Annotated in this window: 15 protein-coding genes; all 15 read right to left on the bottom strand. The window is 65.7% G+C overall.

Going from position 1 to position 16,929, the window contains the following annotated elements; genetic code table 11:
- Positions 1–28 precede the first annotated feature (28 nt).
- Complete coding sequence (locus tag SCH01S_RS06055) at positions 29–745, bottom strand: polysaccharide biosynthesis/export family protein (protein ID WP_046347959.1); 717 nt, start codon at positions 743–745, stop codon at positions 29–31.
- Between the two features lie 127 nt (positions 746–872).
- Entirely contained in the window at positions 873–1,157 is a 285-nt protein-coding gene (locus SCH01S_RS06060) for a hypothetical protein (protein WP_245612169.1), read from the bottom strand.
- Between the two features lie 163 nt (positions 1,158–1,320).
- Complete coding sequence (locus SCH01S_RS06065) at positions 1,321–2,475, bottom strand: HlyD family type I secretion periplasmic adaptor subunit (protein ID WP_046347891.1); 1,155 nt, start codon at positions 2,473–2,475, stop codon at positions 1,321–1,323.
- Positions 2,472–4,550, bottom strand: coding sequence for an ATP-binding cassette domain-containing protein (locus SCH01S_RS06070; protein ID WP_084689417.1), 2,079 nt, complete (start codon positions 4,548–4,550; stop codon positions 2,472–2,474). The genes SCH01S_RS06065 and SCH01S_RS06070 overlap by 4 nt, the downstream gene beginning before the upstream one ends.
- Positions 4,547–5,866, bottom strand: coding sequence for a TolC family protein (locus tag SCH01S_RS06075; protein ID WP_084689418.1), 1,320 nt, complete (start codon positions 5,864–5,866; stop codon positions 4,547–4,549). The genes SCH01S_RS06070 and SCH01S_RS06075 overlap by 4 nt, the downstream gene beginning before the upstream one ends.
- Before the next feature lie 40 nt (positions 5,867–5,906).
- Positions 5,907–7,427 (bottom strand): methyltransferase regulatory domain-containing protein, encoded by a 1,521-nt coding sequence (locus tag SCH01S_RS06080; protein WP_046347893.1) that lies wholly within the window; start codon positions 7,425–7,427, stop codon positions 5,907–5,909.
- Between the two features lie 45 nt (positions 7,428–7,472).
- The gene (locus tag SCH01S_RS06085) at positions 7,473–9,551 is read right to left on the bottom strand and encodes a malate synthase G (RefSeq protein WP_046347894.1); all 2,079 of its coding nucleotides are present in this window, start codon (positions 9,549–9,551) and stop codon (positions 7,473–7,475) included.
- Between the two features lie 63 nt (positions 9,552–9,614).
- Positions 9,615–10,088 carry a ribosome maturation factor RimM gene (gene rimM / locus SCH01S_RS06090; protein WP_046347895.1) on the bottom strand — a complete coding sequence of 158 codons (474 nt, stop codon included), beginning with the start codon at positions 10,086–10,088 and terminating at the stop codon, positions 9,615–9,617.
- A 121-nt stretch (positions 10,089–10,209) separates the two neighbouring features.
- The gene (gene rpsP / locus SCH01S_RS06095) at positions 10,210–10,707 is read right to left on the bottom strand and encodes a 30S ribosomal protein S16 (protein ID WP_046347896.1); all 498 of its coding nucleotides are present in this window, start codon (positions 10,705–10,707) and stop codon (positions 10,210–10,212) included.
- A 23-nt stretch (positions 10,708–10,730) separates the two neighbouring features.
- Positions 10,731–12,212, bottom strand: a complete 1,482-nt coding sequence (gene ffh, locus SCH01S_RS06100) for a signal recognition particle protein (RefSeq protein WP_046347897.1) — start codon at positions 12,210–12,212, stop codon at positions 10,731–10,733.
- A 216-nt stretch (positions 12,213–12,428) separates the two neighbouring features.
- Positions 12,429–13,103, bottom strand: coding sequence for an Npun_F0296 family exosortase-dependent surface protein (locus SCH01S_RS17085; protein ID WP_169746363.1), 675 nt, complete (start codon positions 13,101–13,103; stop codon positions 12,429–12,431).
- A gap of 251 nt (positions 13,104–13,354) precedes the next feature.
- Positions 13,355–13,633: an SWIB/MDM2 domain-containing protein gene (locus SCH01S_RS06110; RefSeq protein ID WP_046347898.1), complete on the bottom strand. Its 279-nt coding sequence runs from the start codon at positions 13,631–13,633 to the stop codon at positions 13,355–13,357.
- A gap of 120 nt (positions 13,634–13,753) precedes the next feature.
- On the bottom strand, positions 13,754–15,199 hold the full coding sequence (locus tag SCH01S_RS06115; RefSeq protein ID WP_046347899.1) for a DNA recombination protein RmuC: 1,446 nt from the start codon (positions 15,197–15,199) through the stop codon (positions 13,754–13,756).
- 75 nt (positions 15,200–15,274) lie between these two features.
- On the bottom strand, positions 15,275–15,802 hold the full coding sequence (gene def, locus SCH01S_RS06120) for a peptide deformylase (protein ID WP_046347900.1): 528 nt from the start codon (positions 15,800–15,802) through the stop codon (positions 15,275–15,277).
- 38 nt (positions 15,803–15,840) lie between these two features.
- A complete protein-coding gene (gene dinB, locus SCH01S_RS06125) occupies positions 15,841–16,923 on the bottom strand; it encodes a DNA polymerase IV (protein ID WP_046347901.1) in 1,083 nt (360 codons plus the stop codon).
- Positions 16,924–16,929 lie beyond the last annotated feature (6 nt).

A 16,929-nucleotide genomic window follows, 5' to 3' on the forward strand; every position in this document is an offset into this window, starting at 1 on the left:
CACATTTCCTTCGATAAGCTGCCGCTTATCAGCGCCTGTAGGTGATAGCAGCGACGATTGGCGTGGTCACGAGCGGAACAGCCTGCAGCACGTCTTTGAAAACGCGCCGCGCCTGCGACTCACCGACAACCACTATATCGTTCGCATAGATGTCCGGGTCCTCATAGCGCCCGGTGCGAATTGCCTTCAGATCGTAGAGTGCCGCCAGCTGCTGATTTCCGACGGTACGATAGACGATCACCTGACTGAGTCTCGAGAACTCGGTCGTTCCCTTCGCCGAAGCGACCGCGCCCAGCAGAGTAAGATGACCAAGCACCGGATACCGCCCAGGCTCCTTGACCTCCCCTTCCACAGTCACAACCTGACTGTTCGTCTCTTCCAGATTGACTGCCACGTGGGGATCTCGAACGTACCGGGCCAAACCGCTTTCTATGATCTGCGCCGCTTCGGCCGGCGACTTGCCGGCAACTTCGACAGAGCCGACGAGCGGAAACGAAATAGCGCCGCCCGCGTCCACCTGGAGCTTCTTTTTACTCAGCTCTTCGATGCCGAAGACGTCGATGATCAACTTGTCGCCCGGCCCGAGGATCGACGGGCGCGCGCCGCCCGCCAGCTGAACGTTGGTGGGCGGCGGAAGTTCGGTGCCGGGTAGAACGACCAGGCTCGGGCGCGACTCCAGAAGGGGACCGGTAGCGCAGGAGGATAAGAGTATAGCGACGCAAACCGACGTCGCCGATTTCACCATGAAGGACAAAGGGGGATCCACTTGATTTCCGGGATGGGCTCTAAAGGCCCTGAACCGATTTGCCAAGCAAGGCTGATCCAAAAAAAAGGGCGGCCAAAGCCGCCCTCTTCCCCGAAATTCCAAGCCCTTACGCGCTGGTCGGGTTATTGCTGCCGCTGTCAGCCGCGGCGATGATACCCCCGACGACCGCAGCGGCCGCGAGGACGGCGATGATCAGGCTGCCACCGGCAAGTTTGTCGCCCTTCGAATCGGCGCTCGCGCGCTTCGACGAGATAACCGACAATTTCGAAGCGGAAGCGGTCTGCGCCGCCGCCATCGACGGCAGAGCCATCATCGTCATCGCCGCGACGATCGACGTCGCTGCTTTACGGAAACTCATCAGGACACTCCCTTTTTTAATCATGGTCCGCATGCCGCCTTTGGCATTTCTCCGCAGGCAAGACAAGACTAAAACCGTTCCAGCTTGGAACACAAGTCCGAACATGCGTCCCCGAACCCGTTGAACTTGCATTGGGAACAGGGCGGCGCACATCGTTCCTTTGGCGAAATATCATTAAGCTTCGATGAAATCGGCGTCAGCGCTCGCCCATCGATTCCGACGCGGTTTTCAGGATCGGTTTGGTGAGGTAGCGGAACACGGTCGTGCGGCCGGTCTTGATCTCTGCCGTCGCGGTCATGCCCGGCTGGATCGTGATCCGCTCGCCTTCGGTTTTGGGGTGCATGCTGCTGGTGTCGACGGCCAGCTGGACACGGTAATAGCTTTCCTGCCCCGATCCATCGGGCTTGGCGACCGTGGTGGTGTCGGGGCTGACGAAGATCACCTTGCCCTTCGCGCTGCCATAGATCGACGAATCATAGGCATCGAACTTCAGCGATGCCTCCTGGCCCGGGTGGATAAAGGCGATCTCGGACGGCGACAGATGCGCCTCCACGATCAGCCGCGCGCCGGCGGGGATGATCTGCATTACCTCGTCGCCGGGCCGCAGCACGGCGCCGACGGTCGAGATGCGAAGATTGCTGACCACGCCCGCCACCGGCGCGCGTAGCTCGGCATTGGCGAGCTGGTCGGCACGCTGGGTCAGCGCCTGCTCGGCCGTGGTCAGCTCTTCCTGTGTCTTCGCATATTCGGCCTGCAGATCCTCCAGATACCGGCTCCGGCGGCTCGCGATCTGCCCCGACAGGTCGGACACGCTGCGCTGCAGCCGCAACAGCTCCGCCCGGGCGATATCGCCGGACTTGACCAGCGGCCGATTGAGATTGAGCTCCTGCCGGGCCAGCGCCAATTGCGAGCCGAGTGCCGAAATGTCGGCATTGAGCGCGGCCCGTCGCGACTGGAGCAGCATCCGCTGGTTGTTGGCCAGCTCCGGAAATGCAAGCACTTCGGGCGGGAAGGCGAGCGGCCTGTTGAACAGTTCCGCCTCGATCCGGGCCATCGTCGCCTTGAGGGCGGCGACGCGCGCCTTCCCTTCCTCGACCGCCGCGCCCACGCTGACCTTGTCGAGGGTGACCAGCAGCTGGTTCTTGGCTACTTCGTCCCCTTCCTTGACCAGGATCGCATTGACGGTGCCTTCGGTCGCGGCCTGGACGCTCTGCACGCGGCCGGTCGGGATGACTTGGCCGCGCGCGCGCGTGATCTGGTCCAGCTCCGCCCAGGCAGACCAGACGAGGAAGCCGACCACCGCAAGCGTCGCCAGCGCGATGACGACAAGGGAGCTGCGGGTCCGGGTCATGCGCCTGCCTCGACCTTGGGCCGCACGGGCGGCGCCTGCAATGCCTTGACGACATCCGCGGTCGCCCCGTCCAGCACCACCTTGCCGTTCGTCATTACGATCACGCGATTGACCAGCGACAGCAGCCGCAGCTTGTGCGTGACGACGACCAGGGTGTTCGATGGCCCGAGCTGGCTTGCGATCGCGCCCAGGGCCTGACCTTCGACCTGATCGTCGAGATTGGCGGTCGGCTCATCGAGCAGCAGCACCGACGGTTTCGCGAGCAGCAGCCGCGTGAGCCCGACCAGCGTCCGCTGGCCGCCCGAAAGTCCCCGGCCGCCTTCGAAGATCGGCAGGTCCAGCCCGCGCGGATGGCTGCTGACCAGTTGCATCAGCCCGCTCTGCCCGACCGCCTGCATCACCGCGTCGTCGCCCGGATTGGACAAGCCCAGCAGCAGGTTCTCGCGCAGCGTGCCGTTCACCAGCCGATAGTCCTGCGCCAGATAGCCGATGTGCTGGCGCAGGATGTCAGGTGCGATCTGGGCGGAATCGAGGCTGCCGATCATCACCCGCCCGGCCTGGGCGCGATAGAGACCGGCCAGCAGCCGCAGCAGCGTCGTCTTGCCGGAGCCGATCCCGCCGACGATCGCAACGCGCTCGCCTTCCCGAATCTCCAGCTGCGCAACATCGATGCCCTCGCGCGCGCCCGGATAGGAGAAGCGCACGCCTTCCAGCTTGAGGCTGCCGGACAGCGCGCTTGGCCGCAGTCCCTGCACGTCCGGGTCTTCGTCGGCGGGCAGGGCCAGGATATTGTCGAGCATGCGGAGCGAGGACCGTGAATAGCCCCATTGCACGATCAGGCTGGGCAACTGGCTGACCAGCGGCCCGTTGACCCGGCCGGCAATGATCGCGCAGGCGATCAGCGCGCCCATCGTCATCTTGCCGTGCGTCACTTCGATCGCGCCGAACGCAATCAGCGCGACATAGGCGACCTGTTGCAGCGTCGAGAAGATCGATCCCGCGGTCGAGGTCCAGCGCTTGACCGGGTCTTCCGATGCGTGAATTTCCTCGATCAGGCGGTTCCAGCGTGCAAGCAGCTGCCACCCGCCGCGATTGGCCTTGATGGTTTCCGCCGCGTCGATCGATTCGACCAGCAGGCCGTTCTTCAGATTGCCGCTGATCTGGGCGCGGTCGGTGTCCTTGCGGATCATCCGGGCAAGCCCCCACGCGACGCCGAGCGCGATCGGAAGGCTGATCAGCGGCACCAGCGCCAGCACTCCGCCCAAGCCGAAAATCACCAGCACGAAAAACAGTGCGAACGGTAGGTCCGCGAGCAGGAACAGCGAGCCCGACGACATCATCGCCCGGACCTGTTCGAGTCCGCGCAATTGCGCGGCCATCGTGCCGACGCCGCCGGTCCGGGCATCGAGCCGCACCGCCTGCGCGCGCGCGAAGAAATATTCGGAGACGTCGTGATCGATCCGCGCGGATTCGCGCTCGATCATCAGCGAGCGCGTTGTGCGCAGCGAGAAATCGATCATCAGCGCGACGATCACGCCGACCGTCAGCACCCAGAGCGTCGAATAGCCGGCGCGAGGAATCACGCGGTCGTAAATCTGCATCGAATAGAGCGAGGTCGCGAGCGTGATGATATTCGCGACGATCGTCGCCACCGTCGCCGCGACCAGCACGTCCTTGCGGGCCAGCAGCGCCCGCCAGAACACGTCGAAAGCCGAGTTATGCGTTCGTGCGACGGCGCCTTCCGGCAGGGTCACGTCATAAAGCACGATCTCGGGATTCAGCGGGATCGAGTGCGCTGTCCCGTCCCAGACGCGCAAGCGGGCATGGCCCTCGATCTGCTCGGCGACCAGCCAGCCCAGCTCCGGCGAAAAGGCGAGCAGCGGAAAGCGATTGGCGCGCGCGCGGCCGCTCACGCGACGCGGCATGTCCCAGCCGGCGTTTCCGGCGAGGATCGCAAGGCCGTCTTCACCGCCCAGCGTGGCCGGATCGAGCGGCGCCCCCATCCAATCGGGCGGAAGGTCCGCGCCACGCTCGTGGGCAATGCGCTCAATCAGTACGGGAAGCGGTGCACTCATGGGCGGCTGACCTGCGGTTCGGGCTGCCAGCGGCAGGTGCGAAGCTGAATGCGCGCGGCCGAAGCCATTGCGCTCACTTCGGCGTCCTGCACCGCCAGGTCGGCCTGGATGGATTCAAGCGCCGCGTTCATCACGTCGAGCCAGCTGCGGCGGCCGACGACGAACAGGCGCTGGTAAGAATCGGTGACGCCGCGCGCGGCGGCTGCGGCCGTGTGACTGCTTTCCACACGCGCGCCGGCAGCACGGTTCTCGGCGAAATCCGCGGCAAGCTGCGTCTGCACGTCCTGCGCGGCCGCCCCGACTTGCACCTCGGCCGCCTGGCGCCGGCTGCGCGCGGCCCGCGCGGACTCGATCGGCGCCAGACCGCCATTGAGCGATTGAGTGAGCGAAAGGCCGACCCGCTCGCCGGTGACCTCGTTGCTGGAGAACTGCGCCGACAGCCGCGGCAGATATTGAGAGGTGGCGAGCTTCTGGTCGGCACGCGCGACCAGCGCTGCTGCTTGCAGCCGCCGGCGGGTCGGCGAGCAGGTGGTCGCTTCCTCGACCGCCTGAGCGTCGCTCGGATAATACACGGCCGGATCGTATCGCGGCGGCGCCGCGGGCGTGAAGCCAGGATCGTTCAGCAGCACGCGCAATTGCTCAAGGCTGGAGGCCGACTGCGCATTCGCGGTCGTCTGCTGCTCCATCAGCTGCGCGGTGCGCGAGCGGGCGAGCTCGAGGTCGACTTGAGGGCTGACTTCCTGCTCGACTCGCCGTTCGATCGAGCCGACCAGGGCGCGATGCTCCGTCAGCCCCTGCTCGAGCGCCTGGATGCGGCGGGTCGCAAGCAGGTAATCGAAATAGGCGTTGGTCACGCGCAACGCGATGTCCTGCGCGGTCTCGTCGGTCACTGCCTCGCTCTGGCGCACCGACGCCTTGGCGCGCTCGATCCCGCCTGCGATCTGGCCACCGGCGTAGATCGGCTGGTCGACGGTCAGATTCGCGGTGACGTTCTGGCCGCGCACGATCTGGCTGCCGCCGGCAAAGGCAAAGGCGCCCACCGAAACGCTCGGTGCCCGCTGCCATCTCGCTGCGCTTACATCGACAGCGGCGGCATGCGTGTTCAACCGCGCGGCGCGCATCGCCGGGTTCGCGTCGATCGCACGCTCGGTGATGGCCGCAAGCTCCGGGGCGACGCCGGCCGGGACGACCGACGGACCATGTGCCGCAGTCGCAGGATCGGCCGCCGGTCCATAGGTCTGGGCGCAAACGAGCGTCGACGCACCGGCGAGCGCCAACGCCGCGATCCGTCCCAATCCGGTACGCCCAACACCCATCTGCGCTCCGCTAAGGAAATTCGACCCGAGGTTCCAGTGTTTATGGAACCACACCCAGCCTTTGCCAGACCGGCAGGCGGTTCGCGACCACCTCGTCGATCAGTTCGTCGGCAAGCCGCTGCGCCTCGTCGCCATCGACCGGCTTGCCGTCGCGCAGCAGCTTGCGCCCAAGCCGCCCCAGCGATTCGAGCAATTTCGGCGCGAGCTCGTTCTGCGCCGTGCCCTGACCGCGGAGCGCGAGGAGCATCAGGTCGACATCGCGCAGCGCGAGCGCGGAGCCGATCGCCGGCGCAGCGACATGATTGTAGGGCGCGCCGGTCAACACTGCTGCCGCGCAAGCCTGGTTGAACCGCTGGCCCGGAGCGAAATCCCGGTGTCCTTCCTTCAGGATTGCGAGATGCCCGCCATGCGCGAGCAGGATCAAGCCCTGCAGGACATTGGACTGGCCGCCTTGCCGCGCGAGCAGGTCCGAAATCCGCTTCGGCCCGCTTTCGAGCGCGTCGAACACCGGCCCGTAGATCTGGTCCTTCAGCGTGAACTCGCCAAAGCTGGTCTTGATCGCGACGGTCGCGCCGGCGGGACGGGCAAGCGCTTCGACCAGCAGATCGGCGGCGCCGGGCGCGGCCGAAAAACGCCGCCTGCGCCCCCGCGCCAGCAAGTCGCGGCGGAAGCTCTGGTTGATCGCGCAATCGATCACGTCGGCCTGCGCGAGCGGATCGGCAATCTCGGTGATGACCGCGCGGACCGGCTCGGGCAGCATCGCCGGCAGCAGGTTTTCGGGAAGGGTCGCCGAGGCGACGAAGTCGAGCTTCGCCCCGCGCATTTCGTCGGCCACCTCGCTGAACCAGAGCGGATGCCAATTCTCGTGCAGATATTCCTGCACCAGATAGGCCGAACTGAGTTCCTTCAGTCCGTCGAGCCGGCCGCCAAGGCCGGGAAGCGCCTCGAACAATGCAGCATTGCCCGATCTCAGCCGCTGGAACAGCGACACCGCCTGGTTCAGCACCTGCGCGCCCGGCAGCGCCGACCGGGCCTGCAACCGCGCGGCGACGTGCTGGAACGGCTGCATCACGGCCCAGCCCGGCATGGAGTTGTAAGAGACATAGGCGAGGCCGCCGGAGACGAGCGCTTCGCCCAGACAGCCGACGATCGCATGGCGAAGGTCGGCCGGAACCCAGCTGTAGATGCCGTGCAGCACCGCATAGTCGAAGCGGCCGAGTTCGGGCGGCCACGCCCGCGCCAGGTCGAGAAAATCGGCCTCGACGAAGCGTACATTGTCGAGCCCGGCCGCGCGGGCGAGACCGCGGGCGTGGGCGATGTGCTCGGGACTGAAATCGACGCCGACAAACTCGATGTCGGGATAAGCCGATGCGATCAGCGCGAGTCCGAAGCCCTGGCCGCAGCCCAGCTCCAGGTAGCGCAGCCGCCCCTGCCCTGCCTCCGACGGCGCGACGAAGCCCGCGAGCATCGCACACACGTCGATCCAGTCCGGCGCCAGCTCGCGATAGACGCCATAGGTATAGCCCTGCTCGATATTGTAGCCGTGCGTCCAGTCGTTCACGCCCGCCTCCCCCAATCGTCATTCCCCCGAACGCGGGAATGACGGCTAATGACGTCCCTTCACCTCGGCCCGGAACCTGTGCAGCAACGGCTCGGTATAGCCGTTGGGCTGGACGAGGCCTTCGAACACCAGCGCGCGTGCGGCCTGGAAAGCGCGGCTTCCCTCCGGGTCGGGCGCCATCGGCACATAGGCCGGATCGCCCGCATTCTGCGCGTCGACCTTTGCCGCCATCCGAAGCAGCGCCGCATCGACCTGCTCCGCCGTGCAGACGCCGTGGAGCAGCCAGTTCGCGATCGCCTGGCTGGAAATGCGCAGGGTTGCGCGATCTTCCATCAGGCCCACATCGTTGATGTCGGGTACTTTCGAGCAGCCGACGCCCTGATCGATCCAGCGCACCACATAGCCGAGAATGCCCTGGGCATTGTTGTCGAGCTCGCGCCGGACTTCCTCCTCGGTCCAATTGCGCCCGAGCGCGAGCGGGAGCGTCAGCAGCGCGTCGAGCGGCGGCGGCGCCTCGCCCCTCAGCGCCTCCTGCGCCGCGAACACGTCCACCTGGTGATAGTGGAGCGCGTGGAGCGTCGCCGCGGTCGGGCTCGGCACCCAGGCAGTGTTGGCCCCGCTTTTCGGATGGCCGATCTTCTGCTCCAGCATGTCGGCCATCTTGTCGGGCGCCGCCCACATCCCCTTGCCGATCTGCGCCTTGCCCGACAGGCCGCAGGCGAGGCCGATACGGACATTGCGGTCCTCATAGGCTTTGATCCAGGCGCTGGCCTTCATCTCGCCTTTCGGGATCATCGGGCCGGCCTGCATCGAGGTGTGGATCTCGTCGCCGGTGCGATCGAGGAAGCCGGTGTTGATGAAGACGATGCGATCGCGCACGGCGTGGATGCAGGCGGCCAGGTTGGCGGAGGTCCGCCGCTCCTCGTCCATCACGCCGACCTTGATCGTGTGGCGCGCGAGCCCGAGCAGGTCTTCGACCGCATCGAACAGCCGGTTGGTGAAAGCGGCTTCGTCGGGCCCGTGCATCTTGGGCTTCACGATATAGATCGAGCCGGCGCGGCTGTTGCGGAACCTTCCAAGTCCCTTCAGGTCATGCACCCCGCACAGGCTGGTCATGATCGCGTCGAGAATGCCTTCGGGCGCTTCGGTCCCGTCGGGCAGGATCACCGCGGGCGTGGTCATCAGATGTCCGACATTGCGCACGAACAACAGGCTGCGGCCCGGGAGCGTGAAGCTGGTCCCGTCCGGCACGTCATAAGTCCGGTCGGGATTGAGGCGGCGCGTCATCGGACGGCCGTTCTTCTCGAACGTCTCCTCCAGGTCCCCGCGCAGCACGCCCAGCCAATTCGCATAGGCCGCGACCTTATCGTCGGCGTCGACCGCTGCGACCGAGTCCTCCAGATCGACGATCGTAGTGAGCGCAGCTTCCAGGATCACATCGGCCAGGCCATGCGGATCGTCGCGGCCGATCGGGTGGCTGCGGTCGATCAGCAGCTCGATGTGCAGCCCGTTATGGCGGAACAGCAGCGATTCCCCGCGACGGCCGACCAGCAGCTCGTGCGTGCCGCCACCCAGCGCCGCCTCCCAACCGGGCAGCGTGTCGTCGAGAAAAGCGCGCGCCCGCGCGATGACTTGTGCGCCGCGCTCGGGATCATAACCGCCCGGTTTCGGGCTGCCGGGCAGCACGTCCGTCCCGTAGAGCGCGTCATAGAGGCTGCCCCAGCGCGCGTTCGCCGCGTTCAGCAGGAAACGGGCATTGAGCGACGGGACTACCAACTGCGGACCCGCCGTCCGCGCGATCTCGTCATCCACATTGTCCGTGCCGACCGCGAACGGCGCCGGTTCGGGGGCGAGATAGCCGATCTTGTGCAGGAATGCCTGGTATTCGCCTTGCTCGATCGGCTGCCCGCGTCGCGTTTCGTGCCAGTCGTCGAGCTGTGCCTGGATCGCGTCCCGCTTGGCGAGCAGCATGGTGTTTTCGGGCACATAGCGGGCGAAGATTTCGGCAACGCCGGCCCAGAAGTTTTCCGGATCATGGCCGGTGGCGGGCAGCGCCTGTTGCTCGACGAACTCGGCCAGCACGCGCGCGACCTGCAGCCCGGAACGCTCGACCCGATCGACCACGCGGCACCTCCCATATTGTGCACTGCAACAGTGCGGGAGCGCCGCGCCGCTTGTCAACGCGGGTCAGACAACGAAGAGAGCGTCGATGACCAGGGCGGAGGGTTCGACCGCTACGGCATGCATCGGTGCCATGAAGCTCTTGCCGTCCGGCTTTTGGATATCGAGCACGTCGCCGGCGCCGAAATTTTCGACCGCGACGACGGTGCCGACCGAATCACCTGCCTCGGTGACGACCGGCAGACCGATCAGGTCCGCGTGGTAATATTCGCCGTCTTCGAGCGGCGGCAGCGCCTCGCGCGGGACGGTCAGGGCCACGCCGCGCAGCGCTTCGGCGGCGGTGCGATCCGCGACTTCCTTGAACCGCGCGATCGCCCCTGCCCCGGCTTGTCGGACGGACACGAGCGTCAGCGTGCGTCCGTCGGCGTCGAAACTAGCGTAATGTTTCAGGCTGTCGGCACTGTCGGTGAACAGCTTGAGGCGCACCTCGCCCTTCAGCCCGTGCGCGCCCGTGATCGCGGCGAGAGTGACGCGCTTCATTCGCAAAACAGCGGAATAAGAGACTCCGTTCGCTTCGAGCGCAGTCGAGAAGCGGCCGCGCCGGAGCACGCGTTTCTCGACTTCGCTCGAAACGAATGGGTCATTTTACCCGCTAAGAGCCTCAGCCTTCCGCCGGCTGGTCGGCCGACTGCGGCTCGTCAGCGCCGGTCGGCGCTTCGGCATCGCCTTCGGCCGGCTGCTCGCTCGACACGCCCTCGTTGGTCGCGTCCTCTTCAGCCGGAGCCGGAGCAGCGCTCGCCGCGGCAGCAGCTTCGGCCGCCTCGGCAGCCTTCGTCGCACGCTCCTCGGCGCGCTCCTTGGCCTTCTCACCCGGCTCGGCCTTCTTCGGGTTGTTGCGCGCGGCGCGCTCCTTGACGCCGGCGGCGTCGAGGAAGCGAAGGACGCGATCGGTTGGCTGCGCGCCGACGCTCAGCCAATGCTTGGCGCGGTCCGCGTCGAGCTTCACGCGCTCCGGCGAATCCTTCGCCAGCAGCGGGTTGTAGGTGCCGATCTTCTCGATGAAGCGGCCATCACGGGGCGAACGCGCGTCCGCCACGACGATGCGGTAATAGGGCCGCTTCTTGGAGCCGCCACGCGACAACCGGAGGGAAAGTGCCATAGTCTTCAGTCCTTTCGTCTAAATCACTTTTTCTTCAGGAAATTCTCGAAACCGGGCGGGAGATTGCCGGGGATCGGCGGCATTGCTCCGCCAAGACCGGGCATGCCGCCCGGAGGCCCCTTCAGCATGTCGCCCATGCCGCCGGGCAAGCCCGCTGCGCCCGCGCCGCCCTTGCCGAACATTGCGGCCAGGCCCTTCAGCCCCCCCATTTTCTTGATCTTCTTCATGGCATTCGCCATTTCCTGGTGCATCTTCAGGAGCTTGTTGACGTCCTGCACGGTGGTGCCGGAGCCGTTGGCGACACGAATCTTGCGCTTGGCGTTGATCAGTTCGGGCTTGGCGCGCTCCTTCGGCGTCATCGATCCGATCATGGCATCCATGCGGAGCAGTATCTTCTCGTCGACGGCACCCGAAGCCATTGCTTGCTTGGCCGCCTTCATGCCCGGGATCATGCCAGCCAGCGCGCCGAGTCCGCCCATCCGCCGCATCTGGGCGAGCTGGGCGCGCAGGTCGTTCATGTCGAACTGACCCTTGGCCATTTTCGCGGCCATGCGCTCGGCATCCTCGACCTGGATGCTTTCCGCCGCTTTCTCGACCAGGCTGACGACGTCGCCCATGCCGAGGATGCGGCCGGCGACGCGCTGCGGATGGAAGGCTTCCAGGCCGTCCATCTTTTCGCCGGTGCCGGCGAACTTGATCGGCTTTTGCGTGACCGCGCGCATCGACAGCGCCGCGCCGCCGCGCGCATCGCCGTCCATCCGGGTCAGGATCACGCCGGTGAGCGGAACCTGGGCCGAAAAGCTCTGCGCGACGTTCACCGCGTCCTGGCCGGTCAGACTGTCGACGACGAGCAGGATTTCCTGCGGCCGCGCGACATCCGCGACGGCCTTCATCTCGTCCATCAGCGCCTGGTCGACGTGCAGCCGGCCGGCGGTGTCGAGCATCAGCACGTCAAAGCCCTGCAGCTTCGCGGCATTCAGCGCGCGCCGGGCAATCTCGACCGGAGGCTGGCCCTGGACGATCGGCAAGGTCGCAACCTTCACCTGCTCGCCCAAGGTCGCAAGCTGCTGCTGTGCGGCCGGACGGTTCACGTCCAGCGAGGCCATCAGCACTTTCTTGCGGTCGCGCTCCGACAGGCGCTTGGCGAGCTTGGCAGTGGTCGTGGTCTTGCCCGAGCCCTGGAGGCCGACCAGCATCACGATGGCGGGCGGCGTGACGTCCAGTTCGAGCGCGCTGGCATCGGCGCCCAGCATATCGACTAGCGCGTCATGGACGATCTTGACGACTTGCTGGCCCGGTGTGACCGAGCGCAGCACCTGCGCGCCGACCGCCTGTTCGGTGACCTTATCGACGAAATCGCGAACCACCGGCAGTGCGACGTCCGCTTCGAGCAGCGCGATGCGGACTTCGCGCATCGCCGCACGCACATCGCTCTCGCTCAGCGCGCCGCGGCCGCGAAGGCGGTCGAAAACGCCGCCCAGCCTTTCGCTCAGACTCTCGAACATCACGTCACTCCAAATCCGTCGGGCCGCGAAACGCGAAAAACGCCGGCGGGCGAAACCTCGCCGACCAGCGTTGGCTCTCCCCGAGAGCCCTATGCGTTACCGTGCCTACGGAATGCGTTGGCGCATCTAGCGACGAAAGGCGCCAAAGGCAACGCCTGACAAAAATGCGCCGCCGGCTCCGAAAAGCCGACGGCGCATTTGAGCGTCGCGAAAGGTTTAGGCTGCGACCACCTTGACCGCCGAGCGGCGACGGGCGGCGAAGCCGAGCAGGCCGAAACCGCCGAGCATCATCGCCCAGGTCGCGGGTTCCGGAACAGCCGTGCCGGCGAACGTGTCGGTCTCGAACGCGAATTGGGTCGAGTCGAAGCCGATCGACGTGATCCCGCGGCCGAGCGCCGTGAAGTTCACGCGCACGTTGCTGTTGTTGTTGGTCTGGTTTCCGTTGGGGTCGACGCCGAAGCCGATCATGCTGCCCGTGATGTCGGTGTGCGTGCCATCGGCCTGGTACAGCGTGATCGTGTTGTAGGTGTCGACAGATCCCCAATAGAGGCTGACGTTCTTGAACTCGCCCCCCAGATCGAGCGTCGCGTTGCCGCTCGACGCGGCGATCGGCACGGTCAGATAGTGGGTGCCCGCTGCGGTGCCGGACGGGGCCGCGCTCACGCCGGGCGTGCCGGGTGCAGTTGCGATCTGATAATCGCCCGTCAGCGCGCCGGCCGCCGGCGAAACGGTGTCGAAATCGTAGATCAGCGTCTGGCCAAGCGACGCAAAGCCCGGATCGGTAGCCGGGCTGCCGGCGCTGGACATGACGTTCGAGATAACGACCGTTGCCGCGCCTGGCGCAGCAATGGCCGCGAGCGACACCGCGCCCGCAATCAGGTACATCCTCATAACATCACCCCTTCGTACAAGAGCGCTCCCATAAGGGAGCATACGCCGACTTCTTCGGTCGACTGAAAGCTTTTGCGACTCGGGGACAATAACGTCTTGTCAACCATATCCCAAGCGGGAACTTGGCCGTCGCCGGAAGGGCAGCCAGTGCCAAATCGAGACTCGCGCCTGCCTCTCGGCCCAGGAACGACAAAGCCCGGCACAACGGCCGGGCTTTGCTATTGACCAGGCAGGCCTTGCGGCCGGCCGGCTTATTTCAGGTGGTTGGACAGGTGCTTGTTCATCTCGAACATCGACACCTTGTCCTTGCCGCCGAACACCTTCTTCAGCTTGTCGTCGGCCAGGATCTCGCGCTTGTTGGCGGGATTCTGGAGGTTGTTCTTCTTGATGTGGTCCCACACCTTGGACACGACGTCGCTGCGCGCGATCGGGGCCGAGCCCACGATGGCGGCGAGATCGGCCGATGGCTGAACGGGCTTGCTGAGCGCGTTGTTGGCGCGCTTCGGCTTGGCGGATTTCGGTTCAAGCATTCGATTCCCTCCCTTTGAGGAACCCTGATTTGGGTCAGTCCGCACCAAAAGGAAACAGCTTTCCTCTCGTAAATGGAGGCTTATCCACAGAGAAGCGCACCTCTGTTGCCGAAAGGCAACTCATGCTGCCTCCTCTGACGCGCCGGTAACCAGTTTCGTCAGCGGCCGCGGCGACGATTCGATCACCGGCAGCGCTTCGATCTCCTTGGCCCCGGAGACCTCAAGCGCCTCGAAACGCTTGGCCTGGCTCATCACCTGGCTCTCCAGGCTGCCGACGAAGCTGTTATAGGCGCCGTTCGCCAGCTCGAGATTGCGGCCGAGCCGCGCCACATGGCCGCCCATCGTGGCCAGCCGCGCGTGCAATTCCTTGCCGAGCGCCGCGATCTCGGCCGCTTGCTCCGCCAGCTTTTCCTGCCGCCAGACCGACGCGACGGTGCGCGCAATCGCAACGAGGTTGGTAGGGGTGGCCAGCAGCACCTTTCGCTCGAACGCCCACTCCCACAGCCCGTCGTCCTGCTCCAGCGCGGCTGTCAGGAAATGTTCGCCGGGAATGTACATGACGACATAGTCGGCCGCATCGCCGAACTGGGCCCAATAGGCTTTCGAGCCGAGCTGCTGGGCATGATTCCGGATCGAGGCGGCGTGCGCTTTCAGGTGCGATTTGCGCTGCTCGTCATCGACCTGCTCGGACGCGTCCAGATAGGCATTCAGCGAACATTTCGCGTCGATGATCAGCTTGCGTCCGCCCGGCAGGCTGACGACAACGTCGGGCCGCAGCCGCCCCTCCTCGGTATTCACCGAGACTTCCATCTCGAAATCGATGCCCTCGGCGAGCCCGGCCTGCAGCAGCACGTTCTTGAGGCTCTGCTCGCCCCACCGCCCGCGCGCCTTAGGGCTTGACCGCAGCGCGTTGACCAGCCGTGCGGTTTCTTCCTTCACGCCCAAATGGCTGACCTGAAGCTGCTGCACGACTTCGCGCAGCCCGGCATAATGGTCGACGCGCTCCTTCTCGACATCGTTCAGCTTCTGCTCGTAGCGCTTGAGCGTCGTCTCGACCGGCTCGATCAGCGCCTTAAGCTTCAGCTCCGACTTCTGACCTTCTTGCACGAACTGCTCGGCCGCGCGTTTTAGGAAATCATCGTGCGCGGACTTGAGCGCCTGGCCGGCCAGGTCGCCGAAGCGCGCCTCAAGCTTCGCTTCGAGCTCCTTCACCTGCGCCAATTGCTTGTCGAAGGCATCCGCCCGCTCCGCCTCACCGCGCTCATAAGCGGCCTTGGCAGCAGCGAGCGCTTCCTTTTCTGCGCGCAATGCGGCGAGCTCGTCTTCCAGCTTTGGACAGCGCTCGGCGAGTGGCCGCAGCGCCGCCGCTTCCTCACGCGCGCCATCCCGTTCGCGCAGGACTTCGCTCAGCTGCATACGGACAAGGTCGCCCTGCGAAGCCCGCTCGTCTGCGCCGGCCAGCTTCGTCTCCGCTGAGCGAAGCTGGCCGGAGAGGCGGAAGGCAAAGAAGAGCGCAAACCCGGCAAAAGCCAGGGCCAACACGGCAACGATCAGCAACGGGTCCACATTTCCCTCCCGGAACAGAGAGGGAACTTAGCGGGGCTTAATCCACCCCACAACCGCCATTCGCGCGAAAATGGATCAAGCCGCCTTCTGACGGGCCTTCATCAGCTTTTTCAGAACCATCTCGCGCTTCAGGCGCGACAGATGGTCGATGAACAGGATCCCTTCCAGGTGATCCATTTCGTGCTGGAGGCAGACCGCCAGCAGCCCCTCGAGCTGTTCTTCGCGCACGGTGCCGTCGCGCTCCTGCCAGCGGGCGCGGATCACGGCCGGCCGTTCGACATCGGCATACTGGTCCGGGATCGACAGGCAGCCTTCGCTATAGACCTGCAGCTCGTCCGAGGTTTCCAGGATTTCCGGGTTGATGAAGACCTTAGGGTCCTTGACCGGCTTGCCCTCTGGGTCCTGCTCTTCCTGCAGGTCGATCACGAGCAGCCGCTTCGGCACCCCGACCTGAATCGCGGCGAGGCCGATGCCGGGCGCCGCGTACATCGTCTCGAACATGTCGTCGATCAGCTTGTCGAGTTCGGCGCCGACCGTCTCGACCGGCGTGGAAATCTGACGCAGCCGCGGGTCCGGCGTCTCGATAATCGGAAGAAGTGCCATGCGGGGAAATTAGGTGCGCGAGGGGCCGTCGTAAAGGCCTAGCCCAGCGGCAGCGCCGGCTGGCGCTCCGCTTCCGCGTCCTCACCCTGCAGTCCTGACAAGGTCAGGCCCAGCAACCGGATCCCCTGCTCGACCGGCATCAGCGCAGCCAGCAGCGCCCACCCTTCCTCGCCAAAGCTCGTCCGCTCGGCGAAGACGGAGGCCAGCGTCCGCGCGCGCGTGATCGTGCGGAAATCGGCATAGCGGAGCTTGAGCGTCAGAGTCCGGCCACGCGCGCCGTGCCGCTCGATCCGCATCCACGCCGCATCGGCCACCCTGTCGAGCGCTTCCCTTAGCTCGCCCTCGCCTTTCAAATCGGTATCGAAAGTGCGCTCCGCCCCGACCGACTTGAGCGGCCGGTCCGGGCAGACCGGGCGATGATCCTCGCCGCGCGCGGCCCCGTACAGATAGTCGGCGCTGCTGCGGAAATGCTGCTGAAGGAAGGCAAGATCGCACGCGCGCAGGTCCGCACCGGTGCGGATGCCCAGCCGCTCCATCTTCGCCGCCGTGACCGGGCCGACCCCGTGGAACCGGCTGACCGGCAGTCCCGCGACGAAGTCCGGCCCCTTGTGCGGCGGGATCACGCACATGCCGTCGGGCTTATTCTGGTCCGATGCGAGCTTGGCGACGAATTTGTTGTACGAAACGCCCGCGGATGCGGTCAGGCCGGTGATATCGCGGATGCGGGCGCGGATTTCCTCGGCTGTTGCTCGTGCCGAGCCGAGCCCGCGGCGATCCTCGGTCACGTCGAGATAGGCTTCGTCGAGCGACAGCGGCTCGACCAGATCGGTATAATCGAGCAGGATCGCGCGGATCTGGTTGGACACGGCGCGATAGACGTCGAAGCGCGGCCAAACGAACACCAGTTCCGGGCAGCGCCGCAGCGCCGTCGAGGATGGCATCGCCGAGCGCACGCCGAATTTCCGCGCTTCATAACTCGCCGCAGCGACGACGCCCCGCACCTGCGCACTTCCCACCGCAACCGGCCGCCCCTTCAGAGCCGGGTCATCGCGCTGCTCGACCGAGGCGTAGAAGGCGTCCATGTCGATATGGATGATCTTGCGGGGCAGCGGCACGGCCATGCCGCC

Source organism: Sphingomonas changbaiensis NBRC 104936 (assembly GCF_000974765.1).
GTDB lineage: Bacteria > Pseudomonadota > Alphaproteobacteria > Sphingomonadales > Sphingomonadaceae > Sphingomonas_B > Sphingomonas_B changbaiensis.

Excerpts from the sequence above, each read along its gene's own strand:
- ffh (WP_046347897.1), bottom strand. The coding sequence starts at position 12,212 with ATGTTCGAGAGTCTGAGCGAAAGGCTGGGCGGCGTTTTCGACCGCCTT.
- SCH01S_RS17085 (WP_169746363.1), bottom strand. The coding sequence starts at position 13,103 with ATGAGGATGTACCTGATTGCGGGCGCGGTGTCGCTCGCGGCCATTGCT.
- SCH01S_RS06075 (WP_084689418.1), bottom strand. The coding sequence starts at position 5,866 with ATGGGTGTTGGGCGTACCGGATTGGGACGGATCGCGGCGTTGGCGCTC.
- dinB (WP_046347901.1), bottom strand. The coding sequence starts at position 16,923 with ATGGCCGTGCCGCTGCCCCGCAAGATCATCCATATCGACATGGACGCC.
- def (WP_046347900.1), bottom strand. The coding sequence starts at position 15,802 with ATGGCACTTCTTCCGATTATCGAGACGCCGGACCCGCGGCTGCGTCAG.
- rpsP (WP_046347896.1), bottom strand. The coding sequence starts at position 10,707 with ATGGCACTTTCCCTCCGGTTGTCGCGTGGCGGCTCCAAGAAGCGGCCC.
- SCH01S_RS06110 (WP_046347898.1), bottom strand. The coding sequence starts at position 13,633 with ATGCTTGAACCGAAATCCGCCAAGCCGAAGCGCGCCAACAACGCGCTC.
- rimM (WP_046347895.1), bottom strand. The coding sequence starts at position 10,088 with ATGAAGCGCGTCACTCTCGCCGCGATCACGGGCGCGCACGGGCTGAAG.
- SCH01S_RS06065 (WP_046347891.1), bottom strand. The coding sequence starts at position 2,475 with ATGACCCGGACCCGCAGCTCCCTTGTCGTCATCGCGCTGGCGACGCTT.
- SCH01S_RS06060 (WP_245612169.1), bottom strand. The coding sequence starts at position 1,157 with ATGCGGACCATGATTAAAAAAGGGAGTGTCCTGATGAGTTTCCGTAAA.
- SCH01S_RS06055 (WP_046347959.1), bottom strand. The coding sequence starts at position 745 with ATGGTGAAATCGGCGACGTCGGTTTGCGTCGCTATACTCTTATCCTCC.
- SCH01S_RS06070 (WP_084689417.1), bottom strand. The coding sequence starts at position 4,550 with ATGAGTGCACCGCTTCCCGTACTGATTGAGCGCATTGCCCACGAGCGT.